Source organism: Mycobacterium sp. 134 (genome assembly GCF_048282715.1).
In the GTDB taxonomy this organism is placed as follows: domain Bacteria; phylum Actinomycetota; class Actinomycetes; order Mycobacteriales; family Mycobacteriaceae; genus Mycobacterium; species Mycobacterium septicum.
In genome coordinates this window covers 5712522-5735817 of sequence record NZ_JBLVUN010000008.1, presented here as the reverse complement: position 1 = coordinate 5735817, position 23296 = coordinate 5712522, and the positions used below count along the sequence as shown (strand labels likewise).

Genomic DNA, 23296 nt, shown 5'->3' with positions numbered 1-23296 from the left:
CGGTTCAGCTTAGTGGCGCCACGGCAGCCCAGGGCACGGTCAGCACCCCGTCCCGCATCCGCCGGCGCGGCGCCGCGACCGGATACCCCTCCGCGCGCAGCAGCTCCACCATTGCCCGCCAGCGCACCCGCGGCCCGAACACGCCGTGCCCGGCCGCGCTGGCCCAGGCCCGGTCGGCAGCGCCGAGCAACGCGTGGATCGGCTGGCCTTCGATGTTGTGGTGGATCAGCACCTTGGGCAGCCGTTCGGCCAGATCCGAGGGACGCTCGATGCTGAACGGGTCACACGCCAGCGTCAGGCTCACCGGCCCACCCTCGTCCAGCAGCGCCCAGCAGCATCTGCGGCCCAGCTCGTCGCAGGTTCCGTCCACGATCAGCCCACCGGGCGCAAGCCGGCGCGACATGGTGGCCCAGGCCTCCGGCACCGCCTCGACCGGGTACTGGCGCAACACGTTGAACGCCCGCACCAGCACCGGGCGCAGGCCGGCCAGCTCGAACCCACCGAGCGCGAACTGCACGTCGGTGGCGCCGGCCACGGCGCGCGCGGTGGCGACCCGTTCGGGATGGATCTCCAGGCCGACGACACGGACGTCGGTGCGCACGGCCCGCAGCCTCGAGGCAAGTTCCAGGGTGGTGACGGGCAGCGCGCCGTACCCGAGGTCGACCACCAGCGGATCGGCGGCGGCCCGCAAGGCGGTGCGTACCCGCGGCGAGTGCACCAGCCAGCGGTCGCTGCGGCGCAGCCGGTTGTAACCGGTGGTGCCTCTGGTGACGGCCCCGACGGGTCTAGACGTGCTCGGAGATCCAGTCAGCGGTGAACGCCCCCTCGATGGTGAACACGTCTTTGACGGACTGCAGGACCATGTCTTCGAGCTTGCCGCCGAGCAGGGGCACCGACACCTTGCACGTGCTGTCGACGTGCAGCCGGCTGCCGGTCGCGGCCTTGGTCAGTACATAGCTGCCATCGAGGCGGCCCGGGGCGTGGGAAACCGACGCCGCGTAGTGGCCGTTCACGCCGTTCTGGTCGAACGGGCCGAAGAAATGCCTGCGGGTGATGGCCATGTCGAGCGGGATCACCGGCCGCAGGATCGGGGGCAGCTCCGCGCGTGGCAGCACCTGCCGGAACTCGACCTCGATCCCGCGCTCGCTGGAGCTGAATTCGGTGATGTCGGACTTGCCCGGCGTCAGCTCGTCGTACCGGTCCATCAGGGCCTGCCAGTACTCGCCGCTGGCGTACGTGGCGTAGACCGTTTCGGCGGGTGCGTCGAACGCCATCGTGGACTGCTGGCTTCGGCTCATGGCTAACGACGGTACCGCCGGGCTCAGCCGCGATCGGCGATCCACACCGAGGTGAAGCGCTGCTCGGCTTTCAACAGGTCGGTCAGCTGCGAGCCGATGAAACTCTCGATCTTGCCGCCGACCAGCGGCACCCTCACCTCGACCGAGATGTGCACCGACAAGCGGGATCCGCCGGCTGTCGTGGCGAGCGTCGCGGTTCCGGACAGGGACACCGGCGCCCCGGCGACGGAGCCCTGGACCGTGCCATGGGACGAGCCTTCCCGGATCGGCTGCCAGTGCTCCTCGCGTCGGATCCTCAGGTCCCCGCGGTGAAACTGGGACACCAGTCCGGGCAACCGGTCCGCGTGCAGGATCTGCGTGGTGACCGCCTCGATACCGCCGTCGCCGGTCACGGTCAGGGCGTCCAGCTTGGTTTCGTCGGCTCCCGAATCGGCCAGCCGGGCCAGCCAATACCGTTCGTCGGCGAATGCCCGGTGGACCTGTTCGACGCTGGCTTCGTAGTCGGTGGCCATGTCGAATGATCGCGGCATAGCTGGTCAGGCTACCGTTACGGCCCGTGGTCAGTTCGTATGTTGCCGGTGTCGCGGTCGCCGAGGCGGTCGCGCTGGCCCCGCTGACGACGCTGCGGGTCGGACCTGTGGCGAACCGGGTGCTGACCTGCACCAGCACCGATCAGCTCATCGATGTGCTGCGCGCGGTGGCCGACCCGATCCTGGTGCTGGCCGGCGGATCGAACGTGGTGCTGGCCGACGACCTGGCCGACACCATGCCCGACCTCACCGTGGTGCGCGTGGCCAACACCGCCATCACGGTCGAGGGCAACCTGCTGCGTGCCGAGGCCGGCGCCGTGTTCGACGACGTCGTGGTCGCCGCACTGCAGCACGGCCTGGGCGGGCTCGAATGCCTGTCCGGCATACCGGGATCGGCGGGGGCCACCCCGGTGCAGAACGTGGGCGCCTACGGGGCGGAGGTCGCCGACACCATCAGCCGGGTGCGGCTCATCGACCGGCACACCGGCGAAGTCCGTTGGGCCGCACCGGAAGAACTCAAGTTCGGGTACCGCACCAGCATCCTCAAACACTCCGATGCCGTCATCGTGCTGGAGGTGGAGTTCGCGCTCGACCAGGCGGGCAGAAGCGCACCGCTGCGCTACCGCGAACTGGCCAATGCGCTGGGTGTCGAGCCGGGGGAGCGCGCCGACCCGATGCGGGTTCGCCAGACCGTGCTGCAGTTGCGTACGGGCAAAGGCATGGTGCTCGACGAACACGACCACGACACGTGGAGTGTCGGGTCGTTCTTCACCAACCCGGTGGTGTCACAGGCCGAGTTCGAGCGGGTGCAGGCCACGTTCCAGGCCGACACCGGATCGGCGGAGGCCGGACGGGTGCCGCACTACCCCGCGCCCGACGGGGTCAAGCTGGCCGCGGGCTGGCTCGTCGAGCACGCCGGCTTCGGGAAGGGATACCCCGGTGACGGGGCCCCCGCACGGCTTTCCACCAAACATGCGCTGGCTTTGACCAATCGTGGCGAGGCGAACACTGCCGATGTGATTGCCCTGGCCAGAGCGGTGCAGGCGGGTGTTCGGGACCGCTTCGGGATCACTCTGCAGCCCGAGCCGATTCTGTTTGGGTGCGAACTATCAGTACCCTAGATCCACGTGAGCCCTGCCGGTGATATAGAGGCCGATGCGCCGTTGTTCAATCGGCGACGTGCCCTGACGGTGTTGACCGTCGGAGTGGGAGCCGGGTTGCTGGCCGCGTGCTCGGGAGAATCTCCCATCTCCTCGCCTCAGGCAGAGGAGCCGGCGGCGCCGACGGTGACCTACGAGCCTGCCGCCGATTCCGAGGATGTGCTGCCGACCGCGCCGGTCGGCGTGAAGGTCGAGAACGGCTCGTTCCAGCGCGTGAGCCTGACCAATGCCAACGGCAAGGTGGTCGCCGGCAAATTCAACAGCGACCGCACGGCGTTCACTGTCACCGAACCCCTCGGCTACGAATCCACCTACACGTGGGGCGGCTCCGTGGTGGGCAAGGACGGCAAGGCCGCACCCGTGCAGGGCAAGTTCACCACCGTCGCCCCGCAGAAACAGGTCAACGGTCAGTTCCAGCTCGCCGACGGCCAGGTCGTCGGCGTGGCCGCGCCGATCATCCTGCAGTTCGACGCCGCGATCGACGACAAGTACCGCGGGGCCATCGAAAAGGCCCTCCAGGTCACCACCACGCCCGCTGTCGAGGGCAGCTGGGCCTGGCTGCCCGACGAAGCCGGCGGCTCACGTGTGCACTGGCGGACCCGGGAGTACTACCCGGCCGGCACGAAGGTCAGCGTCAAGGCGCCGCTGTACGGGGTCAGCTTCGGCGACGGCGCCTACGGCGCGACCGATTCGACGCTCGACTTCGAGATCGGGCGGCGCCAGGTGGTGAAGGCCGAGGCGTCCAGCCACCGCATCCAGGTGCTCGACGGTTCCGGCGCGGTGATCATGGACTTCCCGTGCAGCTACGGCGAAGGCGACCTGGACCGCAACGTCACCCGCAGCGGCGTCCACGTGGTCACGGAGAAGTACGAGGACTTCTGGATGACCAACCCGGCCGCCGGGTACTCCAACGTGCACGAACGCTTCGCGGTGCGGATCTCCAACAACGGCGAGTTCATCCACTGCAACCCCAACAGCATCGGTTCGCAGGGCAACACGAACGTCACCAACGGCTGCATCAACCTGAACCTGGAGAACTCGCAGCAGTACTTCAACAGCGCGATGTACGGCGACCCGGTCGAGGTGACCGGCACCCGCATCGAGCTGTCCTACGCCGACGGCGACCTCTGGGACTGGGCGGTGGACTGGAGCGAGTGGAAGTCCATGTCGGCGCTGTCCACGGAGGATTCGCCGGCGAACCTGCCTGCCACGGCTCCGGCGACGCCGACGGACGCGCCAACGTTGTCCGGCACGCCGACGACCACCACGCCGCCCAAGCCCACGCCCGGGGGCTAGGGCCCTGCGCTGAGATCAACGCAATGGTCGTCTGCTCTATGGCGGAACGACCACTGCGTTGATCTGGCGGCTATTTCCGGTTGAACCTATTTCCGGTTGAACCGACCGTGCGGCGCCTGGTCGCGCGGCCGGATCACGATCTGGTCGAGGTTGACGTGTGAGGGCCGCGACGCGACGAACCCGATCACCTCGGCGACATCTTCGGCGACCAGCGGGGTGATGCCCCGGTACACGTTGTCGGCGCGTTCCTGATCGCCGTCGAAGCGCACCAGCGAGAAATCGGTCTCCACCGCACCCGGCGCAATCTCGCTGAGCCGCACCGGTTTTCCGAGCAGCTCACCGCGCAGTGTGCGGTGCAGCGCACCCTGGGCATGTTTGGCCGCGGTGTAACCCGAGCCGCCGTCGTATGTCTCGAACGCCGCGATCGAGGTGACCGTGACGATCAGGCCGTCGCCGGAGGCGATGAGTTTGGGAAGCAGCGCCCGGGAGACCCGGAGGGTGCCCAGCACGTTGGTCTCCCACATCCACCGCCAATGGTCCAGGTCAGCGTCCAGGACGGGTTCCAGCCCACGGGCCCCACCGGCGTTGTTCACCAGCACGTCCACCCGGTCCAGCTGGGCGGCCATGGCGTCCACCGCGGCCTGGTCAGTGACGTCCGCCACAATCGCGGTGCCGCCGATCTGCTCGGCCAGTGCCTCGATCCGGTCTTTCCGGCGGGCCGCGCAGACGACGTGAAAACCCTGGGCGGCAAGGGATTTGGCGGTCGCGGCACCGATCCCGGCGCTGGCGCCGGTAACCACTGCCACCCTTTTTCCTGACTCTGATGTCGTCACCTGACCAACATTAGATGGCGTGCTAAGTTCTTCGTGTGTCCGGAAAGCTCCAGTCCCGCTTCGTGCGGCGTGCGTGTTGTTGTTGCGCACCCCGCCGCGCCTGACTGAACCCGGACACCGTTTTCCCGTCCTGCTGAGTCGCCAGGTGTGGTCTCCCCCCACCAGCCGACAATCAGTAAGGACAATTCACGTGACCACAGCCATTGCCGCCCCCCGCCGCACCGCCTCCGCGTCGGGCAGCCCCGCGCGGCCTGCCCGGTCGCTGGCCGCCGCCTCGCGCTATCCGCAGTCGCGGCTCCTGCACATCGTCGCCCCGTCGCTGAAGGTGCCCGACGCCGCCGCGGCCTCGGTGTTCAGCGCGGTCCGCACCCGCGGCCCCATCGCCCGGGACGCCATCGCGCAGCTCACCCAGCTGAGCATCGCGACCGTCAACCGTCAGGTCACCGCGCTGCTCGAAGCCGGAATCCTGCGTGAGCGTGCCGATCTCGCGGTTTCGGGAGCCATCGGTCGGCCCCGTGTTCCCGTCGAGGTCAACCACGAGCCCTACCTCACGCTGGGCATCCACATCGGCGCGCGTACCACCAGCATCGTGGCCACCGACCTGTTCGGCCGCACTCTGGACGTGGTCGAGACACCGACCCCGTCGGGATCGCAGTCCGCCGCGCTGGCCACGCTGGCCTCCAGCGCCCGTCGTTACCTGAGCCGCTGGCACCGCCGCCGCCCGCTGTGGGTCGGTATCGCCGCCGGTGGCGTCGTCGACAGTGCCACCGGATATCTCGATCACCCCCGGCTCGGTTGGGCCGACGCGCCGGTGGGCCCGGTGCTGGCCGAAGCCCTGGCACTGCCGGTGTCGGTGGCCTCGCACGTGGACGCGATGGCCGGTGCCGAGCTGCTGCTGGGTGGACGGCGTTCCTCGCCCGAAACCGTCGGCGCCCCGGCCCGCACCAGCCTCTACGTGTACGCCCGCGAGACCGTCGGCTATGCGCTGTCCATCGACGGCCGTGTGCACTCACCGGCCAGCGGGCCCGGCACCATCGCCGGCCTGCCCGCGCAGTCGGAATTACTCGGTGGCTCTGGGCAATTGGAGTCCACCGTGAGCGACGAGGCGGTGCTCAACGCGGCCCGCAAGCTGCGGATCGTCCCGGCCGAAGGCCCGTCCTCGACCCTGTCGGCGGTGCTGCGCGCGGCCCGGCAGGGCAACGAGAAGGCGGTCGAGTTGCTGGCCGACCGGGCCCGGGTGCTCGGCGAGGCCGTCGCGCTCCTGCGCGATCTGCTCAACCCCGACGATCTGGTGCTCGGCGGCCAGGCCTTCACCGAATACCCCGAGGGCATGTCCGTCGTGGAGGACGCCGTCACGCGGCGTTCGGTGCTGGGGCCCCGCGATATCCGGCTGACGGCCTTCGGAAACCGGGTGCAGGAGGCCAGTGCGGGCATCGTTTCGCTGGGCGGCCTGTACGCCGATCCGATCGGCGCGATGCGGCGCGCTCAAACCCGCCGATCCGCCGCGGTGTAGACATGTCTGTGTGCGTCTAGCCACGGACCTCGAGATTCCCCGCCGCGTTGCGGTGTTATCCGTACATACATCGCCGCTGGCGCAGCCGGGTACCGGTGACGCCGGCGGGATGAACGTCTACGTGCTGCAGACGGCGTTGCAGCTGGCCCGTCGCGGTGTCGAGGTGGAGGTCTTCACCAGGGCGACCTCGTCGTCGGATGCCCCTGTGGTGCCGGTGGCGCCGGGCGTGCTCGTGCGCAACGTGGTGGCCGGGCCGTTCGAGGGCCTGGACAAGTACGACCTGCCCACCCAGCTGTGTGCGTTCACCGCGGGGGTGTTGCGCGCCGAGGCGACCCACGAGCCCGGCTATTACGACGTCGTTCACTCTCACTACTGGCTGTCGGGCCAGGTCGGCTGGCTGGCCCGGGACCGCTGGGCTGTGCCGCTGGTGCACACCGCGCACACCCTGGCCGCGGTGAAGAACGCCGCACTGGCCGCCGGTGATTCACCCGAGCCGCCGTTGCGTGCGGTGGGGGAGCAGCAGGTGGTCGACGAGGCGGACCGTCTCATCGTCAACACCGAACATGAAGCACAGCAACTGGTTTCACTTCATCATGCCGATCCGGGACGGATCGATGTGGTGCACCCGGGGGTCGACCTGGATGCCTTCACCCCGGGGGATCGCGACGCCGCCCGGGCGATCCTGGGGATCGCGCCCGACGAGCAGGTGGTCGCGTTCGTGGGCCGGATCCAGCCGCTCAAGGCGCCCGATGTGCTGTTGCGCGCCGCCGCGAAACTGCCCGGGGTCCGGGTGCTGGTCGCCGGCGGACCCTCCGGCAGCGGCCTGGCCGAGCCCGACACCCTGATTAGGCTGGCCGACGAGCTGGGTATCACCGATCGCGTGACGTTCCTACCCCCGCAGTCCCGTGAAGAGCTGGTCAACGTGTACCGCGCCGCCGATCTGGTCGCCGTGCCCAGTTACTCCGAATCCTTCGGCCTGGTCGCCATCGAGGCCCAGGCCTGCGGTACCCCGGTGGTGGCAGCCGCCGTCGGCGGCCTGCCGGTCGCGGTGGCCGACGGTGTCAGCGGAGCCCTCGTCGAAGGCCACGACGTCGACGACTGGGCCGCCGCGATCGACGGCGTGCTGCAGCGCGATCCGGGTCCGCTGAGCGTGGCCGCCGCAGCCCACGCCGCGCAGTTCTCCTGGGGCCATACCGTCGATGCCCTGCTGAACAGCTACGCCCATGCGATGAGCGACTACCGGTCCCGGCACCGCAGGCCCGGCCGCCGTCCCGGGCGGCGGTTCGCGCTGCGTCGGGGGGTGCGGACGTAACCATGGGCACCAGCGCCGAACAGATCATCACCGCCACCCTCGACGAGCACGAGCTGGTCTACCACCGGCACGAGGGCGCTCACGGCGGGTTGCCCGGCGTCGTCGTCGAGCTGCCCGGGGAACGGAAGCTCAAGACCAACACCATCCTGAGCATCGGCGAGCACTCGGTACGGGTCGAGGCGTTCGTGTGCCGCAAGCCCGACGAGAACTTCGAAGGCGTCTACCGGTTCCTGCTCAAGCGCAACCGCAGGCTCTACGGGGTCGCCTACACCCTCGACAACGTCGGCGACATCTATCTCGTCGGCCGGATGGCCCTGCACTCGGTCACCGCCGATGAGATCGACCGCGTGCTCGGTCAGGTGCTCGAGGCTGTGGACTCCGATTTCAACACCTTGCTGGAGCTGGGCTTCCGCTCATCCATCCAGAAGGAGTGGGAGTGGCGGATTTCACGCGGTGAGTCGCTGAAGAACCTCGAAGCGTTTGAGCACCTCATCGACGACTGAGCGGTCGTGAGAAGATCGTTGTTCCCGCACGCGAGGAGGACAAACTACCGATGCCGACGCTGATCCTGCTCCGCCACGGTGAGAGCGACTGGAACCAGAAGAACCTGTTCACCGGATGGGTCGACGTCGACCTCACCGACAAGGGCCGCACCGAGGCCGTCCGCGGCGGCAAGCTGCTGGTCGAGAACGACGTGCTGCCCGACGTGGTCTACACGTCGCTGCTGCGCCGCGCGATCACGACCGCGAACCTCGCCCTGGACGCCGCCGACCGGCACTGGATCCCCGTGCACCGCGACTGGCGGCTCAACGAGCGGCACTACGGCGCGCTGCAGGGCCTGGACAAGGCCGCCACCAAGGAGAAGTACGGCGAAGAGCAGTTCATGGCGTGGCGGCGCAGCTACGACACCCCGCCGCCGCCCATCGAGAAGGGCAGCGAGTTCAGCCAGGACTCCGATCCGCGCTACGCCGACATCGGCGGCGGGCCCCTGACCGAATGCCTCAAGGACGTGGTGACGCGGTTCGTGCCGTACTACGAGGACACGATCGTGCCCGACCTCAAGGCCGGCAAGACCGTGCTGATCGCCGCCCATGGGAATTCGCTGCGTGCGCTGGTCAAGTACCTCGACGGAATGTCCGACGAAGACGTCGTCGGACTGAACATCCCGACCGGCATCCCGCTGCGCTACGAGCTCGACGACAACCTCAAGCCGCTGGTCGCGGGTGGTGAGTACCTGGACCCCGAGGCCGCTGCCGCCGGGGCCGCCGCGGTCGCCGCGCAGGGCGCCAAGAAATAGTTCGCTGGACACTCGGGCCTGCGGGCAAACAGCAGGTTACCGGGGGTTAACGACAGCCGAACTCCTGTGTTTGTCGGTGTGACTTGTCCCGTTTTGGCCGCACGCTGCTGGGATGACGTTCACCGGGTGCGTACGATTTTCGCGTGAGCTTGGTGTCGGCGTTACTGCTGACGACGGTCGTGTCGTTGCTCGCGCTGATCGTCGGTGCGGGTGTGGCGTCGGTAGTCGCACCCCGCATCGTGGCCAACCGGCGGCGTCGCGAGGCTGATCAGGCTGGCCTGACGGTCTCGCAGATGCTGCAGCACATCGTGTCTGCCGCGCCCAACGGCATCGTCGTCGTCGACTCGTTCAACGACGTGGTCTACGCCAACGACCGGGCCTCCGAACTCGGCGTGGTACGCGACCGCCTGCTCGACGACCGGGCCTGGCGGGCTGCCGAGCAGGTGTTCGCCACCGGCCAGGCCATCGACGTCGACCTGTCGCCGCGCAAGCTCCCGCACCCCGGACGCTCGGGCGTGTCGGTGCGCGGCTGGGTGCGCCCGCTGTCCAGTGCGGATCGCCGCTTCGCCGTCGTCTACGCCGACGACCAGTCCGAGCACGCCCGGATGGAAGCGACCCGCCGGGACTTCGTCGCCAACGTCAGCCACGAGCTCAAGACCCCGGTGGGGGCCATGCGGCTGCTCGCCGAAGCGCTGCAGGCCTCTGCCGATGATCCGGACATGGTGCGCCGCTTCTCGGACAAGATGGTGGCCGAATCGCTACGGCTGGCCGACATGGTCGGCGAGTTGATCGAGCTGTCCAGGCTGCAGGGCGCCGAGCGGCTGCCCGACCTGGGCGCCGTCGACGTCGACACCGTGGTGTCCGAAGCGCTGTCGCGGCACAAGGTCGCCGCAGACAAGGCCGACATCGCGATCACCACCGACGCGCCGACCGGGTACCGGGTGCTGGGGGACCAGACCCTGCTCGTGACGGCGATCGCCAATCTGGTGTCCAATGCAATTGCGTACTCGCCCAACGGATCCGGCATATCCATCAGCCGGCGCAGGCGGGGCGGCAGTGTCGAGATCGCGGTCACCGACCGCGGTATCGGAATCGCCAAGGCCGATCAGGAACGGGTCTTCGAGCGGTTCTTCCGGGTCGACAAGGCCCGTTCCCGCGCCACCGGGGGCACCGGACTGGGCCTGGCGATCGTCAAACATGTGGCCGCCAACCACAACGGAACCATCCGGCTGTGGAGTCAGCCGGGCACCGGGTCGACATTCACGTTGTCGATCCCGGCCTATCCCGAAACCGATGAGTCGACAGGTGACTCAGACGACCGAGAGGATTAGCGAGACCGATGACCAGCGTGTTGATCGTTGAGGACGAGGAGTCGCTGGCCGATCCCCTGGCATTCCTGCTTCGCAAGGAAGGCTTCGAGGCCACCGTGGTGGCCGATGGTCCCTCCGCATTGGCCGAGTTCGAGCGCTCCGGCGCCGATATCGTCCTGCTGGACCTGATGCTGCCGGGGATGAGCGGTACCGATGTCTGTAAGCAACTGCGTGCCCGCTCCAGCGTGCCGGTGATCATGGTCACCGCACGCGACAGCGAGATCGACAAGGTCGTCGGCCTTGAGCTGGGCGCCGATGACTATGTCACCAAGCCGTATTCGGCCCGCGAGCTGATCGCGCGGATCCGGGCGGTGCTGCGCCGCGGCGCGGACACCGACGACGGCGCGATCGGCGACGGCGTGCTCGAGGCCGGCCCGGTGCGGATGGACGTTGAGCGGCACGTCGTGAGTGTCAACGGGGAGCAGATCACGTTGCCGCTCAAGGAGTTCGACCTCCTGGAGTACCTGATGCGCAACAGCGGCCGGGTGCTCACCCGGGGCCAGCTCATCGACCGGGTGTGGGGCGCCGACTACGTGGGCGACACCAAAACCCTTGACGTGCACGTCAAGCGGCTGCGTTCCAAGATCGAGGCGGACCCGGCCAACCCGGTGCACCTGGTCACCGTGCGCGGCCTCGGTTACAAGCTGGAGGGCTGAACCCCGTTGGAGGCCGGGGTCGCTCGATGCTCGGCGACGCGGGTCGCCGGATGCACGGCGACCAGCCCGAGGGCGCTGCGCCGCCGGCACATCGCGGCCAGCTCGGCGTAGGCCTTCTCGCCGAGCACCTCGGTGAGTTCGGGGGCGTAGGACTCGAACACCGGGCGGGCGCCGACATGGGCGTTGGGATCACCGGTGCAGTACCAGTGCAGGTCCGCACCGCCCTCGCCCCAGCCGCGCCGGTCGTATTCGGTGATGACGGTCCGAAGGACCTGGGTGTCGTCAGGCCGGGTGATCCATTCCTGGCTCCGCCGGATCGGCAGCTGCCAGCACACGTCGGGCTTCATGGTCAGCGGCTCGACACCGAGCTTCAGGGCCTTGCTGTGCAGCGCGCACCCGATTCCGCCGGGGAAACCCGGCCGGTTCAGGAAGATGCACGCCCCCTTGTATTTACGGGTGCGGAGGTTGGGCTTGCCGTCATACTCGTCGTCTTCCAGATAGCCCTTGCGGCCGAGGCCCTTGTCCCGGAACTGCCAGTCCTCGTCGGTCAGCTGTTTGACCGCGTCGTCGAGCCGGGCCCGGTCGTCGTCATCAGAAAGGAACGCGCCATGCGAGCAGCAGCCGTCGTCCGGGCGGCCCTCGACGGTGCCCTTGCAGGCCGGTGTGCCGAACACACACGTCCAGCGGGACAACAACCACGTCATATCGGCCGCGATCAGATGTGTCGCGTCCTCCGGGTCATAGAACTCCACCCATTCACGGGCAAAGTCCAGTTCGACTTCGCCGGGATGCACCTCTGTCACGGCGCAAACGGTACTCCCATATGCCTGAACGCATTTCCCAACCGGGCTGTGAGGCGTGGTGGGATGCGGCACAACCCGGGCACGCTCATCGCGCGGGTTCCGGGAGGTCCGGCCACGAAGCGCCTCTCGACTGCGGTTAGGTTGGTGCAGTGCGGTTAGGCGTGCTCGATGTCGGTAGTAACACGGTTCATCTCCTCGTGGTGGATGCGCGCCGTGGCGGACACCCGACCCCGATGAGCTCCACCAAGGCGGCCCTGCGGCTCGCGGAGGCCATCGACAACTCGGGCAAGCTGACCCGAAAGGGTGCCGACAGCCTGGTGGCCACCGTCGACGAGTTCGCCAAGATCGCCACCAGCTCGGGATGTGCCGAATTGATGGCGTTTGCCACCTCGGCGGTGCGCGATGCCACCAACTCCGAGGAGGTGCTGGCCAGGGTGCGGGCCGAGACCGGGGTGTCCCTCGGCGTGCTCAGCGGCGTCGACGAATCCCGGCTGACGTTCCTGGCGGTGCGCCGCTGGTACGGCTGGAGTGCGGGCCGCATCATCAACATCGACATCGGCGGCGGCTCGCTGGAACTGTCCAGCGGGGTCGACGAGGAGCCCGAGGTGGCGCTCTCGCTGCCTCTGGGCGCCGGCCGGCTGACCAGGGAATGGCTGGCCGAAGACCCACCTGGGCGGCGCCGGGTCGCGATGCTGCGGGACTGGCTGGCCACCGAGCTCGCCGATGCCGGTGCCACCATGCGCCGATCGGGGAACCCGGACCTTGCGGTGGCGACGTCGAAGACCTTCCGGTCGCTGGCCCGACTCACCGGCGCGGCCCCCTCGGGCGCAGGCCCACGGGTCAAGCGGACCCTCACCGCCGCTGGATTAAGACAGCTCATAGCTTTCATCTCTAGGATGACAGCGGCTGACCGTGCCGAACTGGAAGGGGTGAGTGCCGAGCGGGCACCACAGATCGTGGCCGGTGCTTTGGTAGCTGAGGCTAGTATGCGAGCACTGGAGATCGATTCCGTCGACATTTGCCCCTGGGCGTTGCGGGAGGGGTTGATTCTGCGGAAACTCGACAGCGAGGCCGACGGCACAGCCTTGGTAGAGACGTCGGCGCGGGATGCCGGACGTTAAGGAAAAGCTAGCCCCAAAGGCAACATAGGTATGACAGGACCAGAGAACACCCCACCCGGCACCCGACCGATCTCGGTAGCGGAGTTGCTGGCGAAGAACGGGACCATCGGGGCACCCCCGGTCGGCGGTCGCCGCCGGCGTCGTCGCGGTAACAGTGACGCGGTGACCGTCGCCGAACTCACCGGCGAGATCCCGATCATCACCGACGACATCGAGCTCGAACCGCTCGATGAACCGGTTCCGGCCCCCGACCCGCTGGTCGACACCGCCGTCGTGGCCCCCATCGTGGACGAGCCGCGCGAAACCCGCGAGCCGCGAGAGCAACCGCAACCGCGCGACGAGTCCCGGGTCCGCAACGGGGGACGCAACGGCGGCCCCCGGCCCCCACGGGTCAAGCCGGCCCCCCGGCCTGCCGAACCCGAGGACGTGCGCACCGACGCCGAGGACGACTACGACGCGCACTTGGCTGCGCGCGATGCCGATCCCGAACCCGTCGAATTCCGGCCGCGCCCGCGCCGCGGGCCGTACAAGCGACCGGCGCGCGATTACCAGCCTTCGGGCACCGGCGCCGAGCGGATGAGCCCGGATCCCCTCTACGACCTCGATGACGGCGCCGCGGCGGAGCCCGCCGATGCGCTGGTCGAAGCCGACGTCCACGAGGTCCAGGACATCCATGGCGCGGACACCGACGACACCGCGTACGACGACTACGACGACGAGTACGGGGAAAGTTCCTACGCCTCGCTCGGCCCGCTGTTCGGCGGCGAGTCCGTCGCCGACGACATCGCCCGTCGCCCCCGTGGCCGCGGCGGTGTGGACGACCTCGACGAGCTCGACGAAGACCTGTCCGAGGACACCCGCGAGGCCGACGCCTTCGACGAGCACGACGAATTCGACGAGGAGCAGCAGCCGAGCTCGCCGCTGGTCCGCGCGTTGTGGATCGTCGGCCAGTGCGTGATCGCGGTGGGCTTCGGTGCCGGTCTGTTCATCGCCTTCGATCAGCTGTGGAAGTGGAACACCATCGTCGCGCTGGTGCTCGGCGTGCTGGTGATCCTCGGCCTGGCCGGTGGCGTGCGCGTGGTCCGCAAGACGGAGGACATCGGCAGCACCCTGACCGCGGTGGCGGTCGGAGCGCTGGTCACCTTCGGACCGTTGGCTCTGCTGCAGGCGAGTTAGGCACCGCGCACGCGAGGAGCGAGTTAGGCCCGCGCACGCGAGGAGCGAGTTAGGCCACGCGCACGCGAGGAGCGGGGAAGCCTCAGTACACAATTGGGTTGTGCGCCCCGCCATCAAGATCGGCCTGTCCACCGCCTCGGTCTACCCGCTGAGGACAGAGGCCGCGTTCGAGTACGCCGCCCGCCTCGGCTACGACGGCGTCGAGCTGATGGTGTGGGCGGAGTCGGTCAGCCAGGACATCGACACCGTGGCGAAGATGTCCGCCCATTACGGCGTGCCGGTGTTGTCGGTGCACGCACCCTGCCTGCTGATCTCGCAGCGGGTGTGGGGCGCCAACCCGATCCCGAAGCTGGAACGCAGCGTGCGCGCCGCCGAACAGCTGGGCGCCCAGACCGTCGTCGTGCATCCGCCGTTCCGTTGGCAGCGTCGCTACGCCGAGGGGTTCAGCGACCAGGTCGCCCGCCTGGAGGCCGACAGCGAGGTCCTGGTGGCGGTGGAGAACATGTTCCCGTTCCGGGCCGACCGGTTCTTCGGGGCGAGCGGCACGTCCATCGAGCGGATGCGCAAGCGTGGCGGTGGGCCCGGCCCCGGCATCTCGGCGTTCGCACCGTCCTACGACCCGTTGGACGGTAACCACGCCCATTACACGCTCGATCTGAGCCATACCGCGACGGCGGGCACCGACGCCTTGGACATGGCCCGGCGGATGGGCGAGGGCCTCGTCCACCTGCACCTGTGCGACGGCAACGGTGCCTCCACCGACGAACACCTGGTTCCCGGTCGCGGCAGCCAGCCCACCGCCGAGGTGTGCCAGATGCTCGCGGCGAGCGATTTCTCAGGCCACGTCGTCCTGGAGGTCACCACCTCGGCGGCCAAGACGGCGGCCGAGCGCGAGGAGCTGCTGACCGAGTCGTTGCAGTTCGCCCGCACGCACCTGTTGCGCTGAACCGATCCCGCCGACCCGCAGAGGACCGCACATGACTGGCTCCACCCTGTTCACCGATGCCATGGCACTGACGCCGGCCGGCGACGGCATCTATCACGGTGAGCTCAACGAGCATTGGACGATCGGGCCCAAGGTGCACGGCGGCGCGATGCTCGCGCTGTGTGCCAACGCCGCCCGTGCCGAGCTGGGGACCTCCGCGCAGCCCCTGGCGGTGTCGGGCAACTTCCTGTGGGCGCCCGATCCCGGTCCGATGCAGGTGGCCACCACGGTGCGCAAACGCGGCCGCCGGATCGGCCTGGTGGATGTGGAACTTCGGCAGGGGGGCCGCGTGGCCGTCACGGTGTCGGTGACCCTGGGCGAACCCGAGCATCACGTGCCGCCGCTGCTGTCGTTCAACCCGGTGGTCCCGTTGATGACGCCGGAACCGCCGCCCGGGCTGGAACCCATCGGGCCCGGGCATCCGATGGAGCATGTCGTGCACCTGGCGCACGGCTGCGACATCCGGCCGGCGCTGCACACGATGGGGCCGCGTACCGACGGCGGGCCGCCCGTGTTCGAGTACTGGGTGCGACCCAAGGGTGTCGCTCCCGACGTCCTGTTCGCGCTCCTGTGCGGCGATGTGTCGGCTCCGGTGACATTTGCCGTGGAACGCACCGGTTGGGCGCCCACGGTCCAGCTGACGGCCTATCTGCGGGCATTGCCGGCCGACGGCTGGCTGCGGGTGATGTGCACGTCGGTTCAGATCGGCCAGGACTGGTTCGACGAGGACCACATCGTGGTCGACTGCGAGGGGCGGATCATCGTGCAGTCGCGGCAGTTGGCGATGGTCCCCGCGCCGAGCTGACGCCGGAGGCGTCGATGCGGCCCTGACGGGCGGACATGGAATGCTGTCGCCCATGTCGAGAATCGCGATAATCGGCGGCGGAAGCATGGGCGAGGCGCTGCTGTCGGGGCTGTTACGGGCTGGCAGGCAAGTCAAGGACATGGTGGTCGCGGAGAAGTTCGGAGACCGGGCCAAGTTCCTGTCGGAGAAGTACTCGGTGCAGGTGACCTCGGTCGCCGCTGCCGCCGAGAGCGCCACCTACGTGGTCATCGCGGTGAAACCGGCCGACGTCGAGAAAGTGATCGACGAGATCGCCGACGCCGCGGTTCGCGCCGACAGCGACACCGCAGAGCAGGTGTTCGTCTCCATCGCGGCGGGTGTGGCCACGTCGTACTACGAGAACAAGCTTCCGGCCGGGTCGCCGGTGATCCGCGTCATGCCCAACTCCCCGATCGTGGTCGGCGGCGGGGTGAGCGCACTGGCGCCGGGCCGGTTCGCCACTGCCGACCAGCTCAAGGAGGTCTCGGCGATCTTCGATGCGGTCGGCGGCGTGATCACCGTCAGCGAGTCGCAGCTGGACGCGGTGACCGCGGTTTCCGGCTCGGGGCCCGCGTACTTCTTCCTGATGGTCGAGGCCCTGGTGGACGCGGGTGTGGAATCGGGTCTGTCGCGTGCGGTGGCCACCGATCTGGCGGTCCAGACGATGGCCGGTTCGGCCGCGATGCTGCTGGAACGCCTCGATGAGGTGAACGCGGCCGGAGGCGCCGCGCTGGACACCACACCGGCCCAACTGCGGGCGATGGTGACCTCTCCGGCCGGGACCACGGCCGCTGGGCTGCGGGAACTCGAGCGAGGGGGACTGCGGGCCGCGGTCTCCAATGCCGTTCAGGCCGCGAAAACGCGCTCTGAGCAGCTCGGAATTACATCTGAGTAATTAGATTAATTCCAACTGATTAGCCCACACCCGTCGCAGTAACCCCACCCGCCACGCTATTCTCCCTTTGTATGCGCGGGTCGGTGCCAGCGGTGGGGAAGCCGCTGGAACTGCCTGTGCCTGATTGATTGGGTTGCGATGACGTCTATGAACGGGCCATCGGCGCGGGATGCTGGCGACGGTCAGCCTCGAGCTCAATTTCTGACGGTCGCCGAAGTGGCGAACTTGATGAGGGTCTCGAAGATGACGGTGTACCGGTTGGTGCACAACGGTGAACTGCCTGCTGTTCGTGTGGGCCGATCGTTCCGGGTCCACGCCAAGGCAGTCCACGATCTGCTGGAGTCCTCGTACTTCGACGCCGGCTAGGCACACGCCATAGCGGGCTGGGCGGGTTGAGCAGGCTGGCGTTTTCCGTTTCGGTGGTCGGCCCGGGTAAAGTAACCGGGTCAACCATCGGCTAAGTAGCGGAGACACCAGGGTTTATGGGCTCAGTCATCAAGAAGCGGCGCAAGCGTATGTCGAAGAAGAAGCACCGCAAGCTGCTTCGCCGTACTCGGGTGCAGCGTAGAAAGCTTGGCAAGTAGCTTTCCGCCCCGGCCGCTAGGCTGAGCCGATGGATTCTGATGGTCGTTCGGGGGGACGCCCGACGGGAGTCCCCGGGTCCTCTGGTGCCGAATCGTCCGGTGGATCGCAATCCGCCGGTGCGGCTCCCCATCCGAAAGTGGTTCTGGTCACGGGTGCGTGCAGGTTCCTCGGTGGTTATCTGACCGCCAGGCTGGCGCAGAACCCGTTGATCGAGCACGTCATCGCCGTGGATGCGGTGGTGCCGAGCAAGGACCTCATGCGTCGGATGGGGCGGGCCGAATTCGTCCGCGCGGACATCCGCAACCCGTTTATCGCCAAGGTGATCCGAAACGGGAATGTGGACACCGTCGTGCATGCCGCGGCGGCGTCCTACGCGCCGCGGTCCGGAGGCCGGGCCACGTTGAAGGAACTCAACGTGATGGGCGCGATCCAGCTTTTCGCGGCCTGCCAGAAGACACCGTCGGTCCGTCGGGTGGTACTCAAGTCCACCTCGGAGGTGTACGGCGCGAGCTCGCGTGATCCGGTGATGTTCAGCGAGGAGAGCAGTGCTCGCCGTCCTCCGGGTGACGGGTTCGCCCGCGACAGCATGGACATCGAGGGCTACGCACGCGGCCTGGCCCGGCGCCGTCCGGACATCGACCTGACCATCCTTCGGCTGGCCAACATGATCGGGCCGGCGATGGACACCGCGTTGTCGCGGTATCTGGCCGGGCCGGTGGTCCCGTCGGTGGTCGGGCACGACGCGCGGCTGCAGTTGCTCCACGAACAGGACGCCCTCGGCGCCCTCGAGCGGGCGACGGTGGCCGGCAAGGCCGGCACGTTCAACGTCGGCGCCTCGGGCATCATCATGATGAGCCAGGCGATCCGGAGGTCGGGTCGCCTTCGGGTCCCGGTCCCGCGCGGGGCGTTGTCGGCGATCAATTCACTCAGTCGCGCAACGCGTTACACCGAACTCGACCGCGATCAGATGAACTACCTCAGTTACGGCCGGGTCATGGACACCACGCGGATGCACAGGGATCTGGGCTACAGTCCCAAGTGGACGACCGCCGAGGCATTCGACGATTACGTCCGTGGTCGTGGATTGACACCGATACTCGATCCGCGATGGGTACGCTCAATGGAGAGTCGCGCCATGGGGGTGGCGCAGCGTTTGGGATATTAAGACTGGCTCTATCCGGGGTGGGAGAAGGTATCGACGTGGCGGGTGAATCCAAAGCGAAAGTTATTCCGCTACATGGGAACTCGAGTCGTTCCTCTGCTGCGCGCCGGGCTGCGGCCCGGTCTGACAGTGCCCGCCGACATCCTTCTGTCCTGGCCGACCCGGGTAGCCGGGCCTCGGCGGAGCAGATCGCCGCGGTAGTTCGAGAGATCGATCAGCGGCGCAGCAGCGTCTCGGGCCACTCGGCCGCTGACGACGGCCCCAGCGAACTCGCCAAGGGCATCGCGGCGGTCTCCGAATTCGTCCGCACCCGGATGACCGGCGAGTACTCGGTGGACGAGTTCGGGTTCGACCCGCACATCACCAACGCAATCTTCTTGCCTTTGCTGAGAACGTTTTTCAGGTCCTGGTTCCGGGTTGAGGTGTCGGGCATCGAGAACCTGCCCGAGAACGGGGCGGCGCTCGTGGTGGCCAACCACGCCGGGGTGCTGCCCTTCGACGGGCTGATGACTCAGGTGGCGGTGCACGACCACCACCCGCTCAACCGCGACCTGCGTCTGCTCGCCGCGGACCTGGTGTTCGATCTGCCGATGGTCGGTGCGGCCGCACGCAAGGCCGGGCACACCATGGCCTGCACCGCCGACGCGCACCGGCTGCTCGCCAACGGCGAGCTCACCGCCGTGTTCCCCGAAGGTTTCAAGGGGCTGGGCAAGAACTTCAAGGATCGCTACAAGCTGCAGCGGTTCGGCCGCGGCGGTTTCGTTTCTGCAGCTCTGCGGGCCCAGGCGCCGATCGTGCCGTGCTCGATCGTGGGCTCGGAGGAGATCTACCCGATGATGGCCGACGTCAAGCTGCTGGCCCGGCTGCTCGGTCTGCCGTACTTCCCGGTGACGCCGCTGTTCCCGTTGGCCGGCCCGCTCGGGCTGGTGCCGTTGCCGTCGAAGTGGCACATCCAGTTCGGCGAGCCGATCGAGACGACCGATTACGACGAGAGCGCCGCCGACGATCCGATGATCACGTTCGAACTCACCGATCAGGTCCGCGAGACCATCCAGCACACGCTCTATCAGCTGCTGGCCGGCCGCCGAAACATGTTCTTCGGCTGAGTTTTTCGCCGCACCGACAAGAACTGCCCATTTCCACGCGGAAATGGGCAGTTCTGTTTGGGGCCCTCCCGCTTGCGGGAGATTGCTCGCGCAAAGAGAAATCAGGCGCCGGACTTTTGCCCAGCAACCATCTTGGCGATCGCGGCATCGCGTGCCGCGGCGATCTGTGAACTGATCTCGTCGGCCTCGTCGATGGCCGCTTCGCCCAGCATGGTGACGATGCTGGTGGCAACCGGGTTGCCGTCGTCGTCGGTGACCTCGGCCCGGACCTCGGCGATCACGGTGCCGTGCGACTCGATGACCGAATCCAGGTACGAGTCGAACCACAGCTTGTCGCCGACCAGGATCGGCCGGTGGAAGATGAGCTTCTGGTCGCGGTGCAACACGCGCTCCAGGTTGATCGGGATGTCGAACTTGTCGAACAGCTCCAGCTGGACCCGTCGGCCGGCCACTGCCAGGAACGTCACCGACGCGACGACCGAGTTGTGGCCGTACTCCTTGGCGGCCTCGGCGTCATAGAGCGCCGGATGCTCGTCCTTGACCGCGCGGGCGAACTCGCGGACCTTCTCCCGGCCGACCTCGAAGTAGTCGGGATACCGGTAGTGAGTCCCGATGATGTTTGCGGCGATGCTCATGTTCCCTGCGCTGTTCGGTATGCGGTGCGCGGGTGCGCACAAACGTGCATGGCTGCGGGGCCAGATGACGCGACCCGCCGCGGCAGTTTATCAGCGCGGGTGGCCTGCTCAGTGAGTGTCGTGGCGGCGGGAGGCGGCAGCCGCGAGCGCGCCGCCCAGTGCACCGAGGGCCAGCGCCGACGGCACGCCGATGCGCGCCGCCTTGCGTGCGGTGCGGAAATCGCGGATCTCCCAGCCCCGTTCCCTGGCCACATCGCGCAGGGCGGCGTCGGGGTTGATGGCGACCGCGGTACCGACCAGCGACAGCATCGGCACGTCGTTGAAGCTGTCCGAGTAAGCGGTGCACCGGCGCAGGTTGAGCCCTTCCCGGATGGCCAGCGATCGCACCGCGTGGGCCTTGCCGGTGCCGTGCAGGATGTCGCCGACCAGCCGGCCGGTGAACACCCCGTCGACCGACTCGGCGACTGTGCCTAGCGCGCCCGTCAGCCCCAGCCGCCGGGCGATCGTGGCGGCCAGCTCATACGGGGTCGCGGTGACCAGCCACACCTGCTGCCCGGCGTCCAGGTGCATCTGGGCCAGCGCCCTGGTTCCCGGCCAGATCTTGTCGGCGATGATCTCGTCGTAGATGTCCTCGCCGAGTTCGACGAGTTCGGCGGTGGAACGGCCTTCGATGAACGCCAGGGCCTTCTGCTTGCCCTCGGCGACATCGTCGCTGTTCTCCTTGCCGGTGAACTGGAACTTGGCCTGCGCGTAGGCGATGCCGAGGATGTCGCGATAGGTGAAGTACTTGCGGGCGGCCAGGCCGCGGGCGAAGTGCACCAGCGACGATCCGTGCACCAGGGTGTTGTCGACGTCGAAGAACGCCGCGGCCGTCAGATCGGGCGGCGGCGCCGGGGCCCCGGCGGTGTCGTCGTCGGCGTCGGACTCGAGCTCGGTGACAGCGAGTTCGGCGCTCGCCTCGGCGGCAAGCTCCTGTTCGAGCGCATCGGCACTACCGGATTCGGACACGAATTCACCCTAAGTCACGGCGCCGGGATACTGGCGGTGTGGAGCGCGAGCAGGCGGGTACCGGCGGTCTGGCCACTGTGACGTTGCTGACCCGCGCCGGGTGCAGCATGTGTGAACGGGCGGCCCAGCAGCTGGCCGCCCTGCGTGAGGAACTGGACTTCGAGCTGGTGACCACGGACGTGGACGAGGCCGTCGCGGCCGGCGACGCCTCCTTGCGGGCACGGTACGGCGACCTGTTGCCGGTGATTTTGCTGAACGGGACCGAACACAGCTACTGGGATGTCGACGAGCAGGCGCTTCGGGCTGACATCCCCGCCAGATGAAATTTGGTGGGCGGGCGGGAAACGATTACCTTGGTGACGTGGTGATCAAGCCGTGAGTGTGCTGCTATTCGGGGTTTCGCACCGCAGCGCGCCGGTGTCAGTTCTCGAGCAGTTGAGCACTGATGAGTCGGATCAGGCCAAGATCATCGACGAGGTGCTTCGATCCTCGTTGGTCACCGAGGCGATGGTCCTGTCCACCTGCAACCGCGTCGAGATATACGCCGTGGTCGAGGCCTTCCACGGAGGCCTGTCGATCATCGGGCAGGTGCTCTCCGACCACTCCGGCATGTCGCTGAACGATCTCACCAAATACGCCTACGTGCGCTACGCCGAGGCCGCCGTCGAGCATCTGTTCGCGGTGACCAGCGGCCTGGACTCGGCCGTCATCGGTGAAGCCCAGGTGCTGGGGCAGGTGCGCCGCGCCTACGCGTCCGCCGAGGAACACCAGACCGTCGGGCGCACGCTGCACGAGCTGGCCCAGCGCGCCCTGAACGTCGGCAAGCGGGTGCACTCCGAGACCGGGATCGACGCCGCCGGCGCATCCGTGGTGTCGGTCGCCCTCGGCATGGCCGAGACCAAGCTCAACGGCGGCCTCGCCGGCCGCACCGCGGCCGTGATCGGCGCGGGCTCGATGGGGGCCCTGGCCGGCGCACACCTGGTGCGGGCCGGAATCGAGCGGGTCCATGTGGTCAACCGCTCGCTGCCGCGGGCCCAGCGTCTCGCCGAGAACCTCACCGAGCAGGGTGTCCAGGCGCAGGCCTTCTCCCTGGATCATCTGGCCGAGGCCCTGGCCGACGTCGACGTCGTGGTCAGCAGCACCGGCGCGGTACGCCCCGTGGTCTCCTTGGCAGATGTGCACCACGCACTCGCCCAGCGCAACGCCGCCGGCGGCGACCGGCAGCTGGTGATCTGCGACCTCGGCATGCCGCGCGACGTGGATCCGGCGGTCGCCGGGCTGCCCGGTGTCTGGGTGGTCGACATGGACCGGATCCAGCGGGAACCGTCGGCGCGGGCTGCGGCCACCGACGCCGACGCTGCCCGCACGATCGTTGCCACCGAGGTTGCCAACTACCTGGCCGGCCAGCGGATGGCCGAGGTCACCCCGACCGTCACCGCGCTGCGCCAGCGTGCCGCCGACGTGGTCGAGGCCGAGCTGCTGCGCCTGGACAACCGGCTGCCCGAGCTGGAGGCGACCCACCGCGACGAGGTGGCCAAGACGGTCCGCCGAGTCGTCGACAAGCTTTTGCACGCGCCCACGGTGCGGGTGAAACAACTCGCCAGCGCTCCTGGCGGGGACAGCTACGCAGAGGCCCTGCGTGAGCTGTTCGAACTCGATCCGCAGGCCGTCGAAGCTGTGGCGGCCAGCGAATTGCCCTTCATGACAACAGATCTCGATAAGTCTGAGTAGG

General features: G+C 68.2%; 26 protein-coding genes. 19 read left to right on the top strand and 7 right to left on the bottom strand.

Features of this window, described 5'->3' with window-relative positions:
- Positions 1 to 4 precede the first annotated feature (4 nt).
- The 3 genes from ACNQVK_RS32335 to ACNQVK_RS32325 are packed head-to-tail and all read right to left on the bottom strand — an operon-like array spanning position 5 to position 1828.
- Positions 5 to 811, bottom strand: a complete 807-nt coding sequence (locus ACNQVK_RS32335) for a class I SAM-dependent methyltransferase (RefSeq protein WP_418034471.1) — start codon at positions 809 to 811, stop codon at positions 5 to 7.
- Positions 786 to 1298, bottom strand: coding sequence for a DUF2505 domain-containing protein (locus tag ACNQVK_RS32330; RefSeq protein WP_418032767.1), 513 nt, complete (start codon positions 1296 to 1298; stop codon positions 786 to 788). The genes ACNQVK_RS32335 and ACNQVK_RS32330 overlap by 26 nt, the downstream gene beginning before the upstream one ends.
- A 23-nt stretch (positions 1299 to 1321) precedes the next feature.
- A complete protein-coding gene (locus tag ACNQVK_RS32325) occupies positions 1322 to 1828 on the bottom strand; it encodes a DUF2505 domain-containing protein (protein ID WP_418032766.1) in 507 nt (168 codons plus the stop codon).
- A 26-nt stretch (positions 1829 to 1854) separates the two neighbouring features.
- Here ACNQVK_RS32325 and ACNQVK_RS32320 point away from each other — a divergent pair, with 26 nt between their 5' ends.
- Together ACNQVK_RS32320 and ACNQVK_RS32315 are read left to right on the top strand one after the other, a co-directional pair.
- Positions 1855 to 2949: a UDP-N-acetylmuramate dehydrogenase gene (locus tag ACNQVK_RS32320; RefSeq protein ID WP_418032765.1), complete on the top strand. Its 1095-nt coding sequence runs from the start codon at positions 1855 to 1857 to the stop codon at positions 2947 to 2949.
- 6 nt (positions 2950 to 2955) lie between these two features.
- Positions 2956 to 4284 (top strand): L,D-transpeptidase, encoded by a 1329-nt coding sequence (locus tag ACNQVK_RS32315; RefSeq protein ID WP_418032764.1) that lies wholly within the window; start codon positions 2956 to 2958, stop codon positions 4282 to 4284.
- A gap of 86 nt (positions 4285 to 4370) precedes the next feature.
- Here ACNQVK_RS32315 and ACNQVK_RS32310 read toward each other — a convergent pair whose 3' ends face one another.
- Positions 4371 to 5117, bottom strand: coding sequence for an SDR family oxidoreductase (locus ACNQVK_RS32310; protein WP_418032763.1), 747 nt, complete (start codon positions 5115 to 5117; stop codon positions 4371 to 4373).
- 262 nt (positions 5118 to 5379) lie between these two features.
- On the opposite strand from ACNQVK_RS32310, the gene ACNQVK_RS32305 reads away from it, so the two are divergent.
- From ACNQVK_RS32305 to regX, 6 genes are all read left to right on the top strand, one after another.
- Positions 5380 to 6630 carry an ROK family protein gene (locus ACNQVK_RS32305; RefSeq protein WP_418034469.1) on the top strand — a complete coding sequence of 417 codons (1251 nt, stop codon included), beginning with the start codon at positions 5380 to 5382 and terminating at the stop codon, positions 6628 to 6630.
- A gap of 10 nt (positions 6631 to 6640) precedes the next feature.
- Positions 6641 to 7942, top strand: a complete 1302-nt coding sequence (gene mshA, locus ACNQVK_RS32300; protein ID WP_418032762.1) for a D-inositol-3-phosphate glycosyltransferase — start codon at positions 6641 to 6643, stop codon at positions 7940 to 7942.
- Positions 7943 to 7944: 2 nt separating this feature from the next.
- Positions 7945 to 8445: a YbjN domain-containing protein gene (locus ACNQVK_RS32295; protein WP_418032761.1), complete on the top strand. Its 501-nt coding sequence runs from the start codon at positions 7945 to 7947 to the stop codon at positions 8443 to 8445.
- A 50-nt stretch (positions 8446 to 8495) separates the two neighbouring features.
- Positions 8496 to 9239, top strand: coding sequence for a phosphoglyceromutase (locus tag ACNQVK_RS32290; RefSeq protein WP_418032760.1), 744 nt, complete (start codon positions 8496 to 8498; stop codon positions 9237 to 9239).
- A gap of 143 nt (positions 9240 to 9382) precedes the next feature.
- Positions 9383 to 10570, top strand: coding sequence for a sensor histidine kinase (locus tag ACNQVK_RS32285; protein WP_418032759.1), 1188 nt, complete (start codon positions 9383 to 9385; stop codon positions 10568 to 10570).
- 8 nt (positions 10571 to 10578) lie between these two features.
- Positions 10579 to 11265, top strand: a complete 687-nt coding sequence (regX, locus tag ACNQVK_RS32280) for a two-component sensory transduction protein RegX (protein WP_090424337.1) — start codon at positions 10579 to 10581, stop codon at positions 11263 to 11265.
- Here the strand turns inward: regX and ACNQVK_RS32275 are convergent.
- Positions 11247 to 12068 carry a hypothetical protein gene (locus ACNQVK_RS32275; protein ID WP_418032758.1) on the bottom strand — a complete coding sequence of 274 codons (822 nt, stop codon included), beginning with the start codon at positions 12066 to 12068 and terminating at the stop codon, positions 11247 to 11249. The genes regX and ACNQVK_RS32275 overlap by 19 nt on opposite strands.
- Positions 12069 to 12217: 149 nt before the next feature.
- On the opposite strand from ACNQVK_RS32275, the gene ACNQVK_RS32270 reads away from it, so the two are divergent.
- The 9 genes from ACNQVK_RS32270 to ACNQVK_RS32230 all read left to right on the top strand — a co-directional run bounded on the left by ACNQVK_RS32270 (position 12218) and on the right by ACNQVK_RS32230 (position 19921).
- Positions 12218 to 13189: a Ppx/GppA phosphatase family protein gene (locus ACNQVK_RS32270; protein WP_038565358.1), complete on the top strand. Its 972-nt coding sequence runs from the start codon at positions 12218 to 12220 to the stop codon at positions 13187 to 13189.
- Between the two features lie 30 nt (positions 13190 to 13219).
- Positions 13220 to 14365, top strand: a complete 1146-nt coding sequence (locus tag ACNQVK_RS32265; protein WP_418032757.1) for an FUSC family protein — start codon at positions 13220 to 13222, stop codon at positions 14363 to 14365.
- A 100-nt stretch (positions 14366 to 14465) separates the two neighbouring features.
- Positions 14466 to 15311, top strand: coding sequence for a sugar phosphate isomerase/epimerase family protein (locus tag ACNQVK_RS32260; protein ID WP_418032756.1), 846 nt, complete (start codon positions 14466 to 14468; stop codon positions 15309 to 15311).
- A gap of 31 nt (positions 15312 to 15342) precedes the next feature.
- A complete protein-coding gene (locus ACNQVK_RS32255; RefSeq protein WP_418032755.1) occupies positions 15343 to 16155 on the top strand; it encodes a thioesterase family protein in 813 nt (270 codons plus the stop codon).
- A gap of 52 nt (positions 16156 to 16207) precedes the next feature.
- Complete coding sequence (gene proC, locus ACNQVK_RS32250; RefSeq protein WP_110918026.1) at positions 16208 to 17068, top strand: pyrroline-5-carboxylate reductase; 861 nt, start codon at positions 16208 to 16210, stop codon at positions 17066 to 17068.
- A 138-nt stretch (positions 17069 to 17206) separates the two neighbouring features.
- Complete coding sequence (locus ACNQVK_RS32245) at positions 17207 to 17434, top strand: cell division/environmental response transcriptional regulator (RefSeq protein ID WP_029110679.1); 228 nt, start codon at positions 17207 to 17209, stop codon at positions 17432 to 17434.
- A gap of 116 nt (positions 17435 to 17550) precedes the next feature.
- A complete protein-coding gene (locus ACNQVK_RS32240) occupies positions 17551 to 17652 on the top strand; it encodes a 30S ribosomal protein bS22 (RefSeq protein WP_003402602.1) in 102 nt (33 codons plus the stop codon).
- A gap of 29 nt (positions 17653 to 17681) precedes the next feature.
- Positions 17682 to 18818 carry an SDR family oxidoreductase gene (locus ACNQVK_RS32235; RefSeq protein WP_418032754.1) on the top strand — a complete coding sequence of 379 codons (1137 nt, stop codon included), beginning with the start codon at positions 17682 to 17684 and terminating at the stop codon, positions 18816 to 18818.
- A 29-nt stretch (positions 18819 to 18847) separates the two neighbouring features.
- Positions 18848 to 19921 carry a lysophospholipid acyltransferase family protein gene (locus tag ACNQVK_RS32230; protein WP_418034467.1) on the top strand — a complete coding sequence of 358 codons (1074 nt, stop codon included), beginning with the start codon at positions 18848 to 18850 and terminating at the stop codon, positions 19919 to 19921.
- Positions 19922 to 20022: 101 nt separating this feature from the next.
- Here ACNQVK_RS32230 and ACNQVK_RS32225 read toward each other — a convergent pair whose 3' ends face one another.
- Both ACNQVK_RS32225 and ACNQVK_RS32220 read right to left on the bottom strand, forming a co-directional pair.
- A complete protein-coding gene (locus tag ACNQVK_RS32225; RefSeq protein WP_090424345.1) occupies positions 20023 to 20556 on the bottom strand; it encodes an FAS1-like dehydratase domain-containing protein in 534 nt (177 codons plus the stop codon).
- 108 nt (positions 20557 to 20664) lie between these two features.
- Positions 20665 to 21564, bottom strand: a complete 900-nt coding sequence (locus tag ACNQVK_RS32220; RefSeq protein ID WP_418032753.1) for an HAD family hydrolase — start codon at positions 21562 to 21564, stop codon at positions 20665 to 20667.
- Positions 21565 to 21602: 38 nt separating this feature from the next.
- Here ACNQVK_RS32220 and ACNQVK_RS32215 point away from each other — a divergent pair, with 38 nt between their 5' ends.
- Both ACNQVK_RS32215 and ACNQVK_RS32210 read left to right on the top strand, forming a co-directional pair.
- Entirely contained in the window at positions 21603 to 21887 is a 285-nt protein-coding gene (locus ACNQVK_RS32215) for a glutaredoxin family protein (RefSeq protein WP_418032752.1), read from the top strand.
- 52 nt (positions 21888 to 21939) lie between these two features.
- Positions 21940 to 23295 (top strand): glutamyl-tRNA reductase, encoded by a 1356-nt coding sequence (locus ACNQVK_RS32210; protein WP_044515686.1) that lies wholly within the window; start codon positions 21940 to 21942, stop codon positions 23293 to 23295.
- The last annotated feature ends 1 nt before the right edge of the window (position 23296 follow it).

Coding starts and splice junctions, on each gene's coding strand:
- ACNQVK_RS32235 (WP_418032754.1), top strand. CDS start 17,682: ATGGATTCTGATGGTCGTTCGGGGGGACGCCCGACGGGAGTCCCCGGG.
- ACNQVK_RS32255 (WP_418032755.1), top strand. CDS start 15,343: ATGACTGGCTCCACCCTGTTCACCGATGCCATGGCACTGACGCCGGCC.
- ACNQVK_RS32265 (WP_418032757.1), top strand. CDS start 13,220: ATGACAGGACCAGAGAACACCCCACCCGGCACCCGACCGATCTCGGTA.
- ACNQVK_RS32290 (WP_418032760.1), top strand. CDS start 8,496: ATGCCGACGCTGATCCTGCTCCGCCACGGTGAGAGCGACTGGAACCAG.
- ACNQVK_RS32295 (WP_418032761.1), top strand. CDS start 7,945: ATGGGCACCAGCGCCGAACAGATCATCACCGCCACCCTCGACGAGCAC.
- ACNQVK_RS32330 (WP_418032767.1), bottom strand. CDS start 1,298: ATGAGCCGAAGCCAGCAGTCCACGATGGCGTTCGACGCACCCGCCGAA.
- ACNQVK_RS32325 (WP_418032766.1), bottom strand. CDS start 1,828: ATGCCGCGATCATTCGACATGGCCACCGACTACGAAGCCAGCGTCGAA.
- ACNQVK_RS32240 (WP_003402602.1), top strand. CDS start 17,551: ATGGGCTCAGTCATCAAGAAGCGGCGCAAGCGTATGTCGAAGAAGAAG.
- proC (WP_110918026.1), top strand. CDS start 16,208: ATGTCGAGAATCGCGATAATCGGCGGCGGAAGCATGGGCGAGGCGCTG.
- regX (WP_090424337.1), top strand. CDS start 10,579: ATGACCAGCGTGTTGATCGTTGAGGACGAGGAGTCGCTGGCCGATCCC.
- ACNQVK_RS32225 (WP_090424345.1), bottom strand. CDS start 20,556: ATGAGCATCGCCGCAAACATCATCGGGACTCACTACCGGTATCCCGAC.
- ACNQVK_RS32245 (WP_029110679.1), top strand. CDS start 17,207: ATGACGTCTATGAACGGGCCATCGGCGCGGGATGCTGGCGACGGTCAG.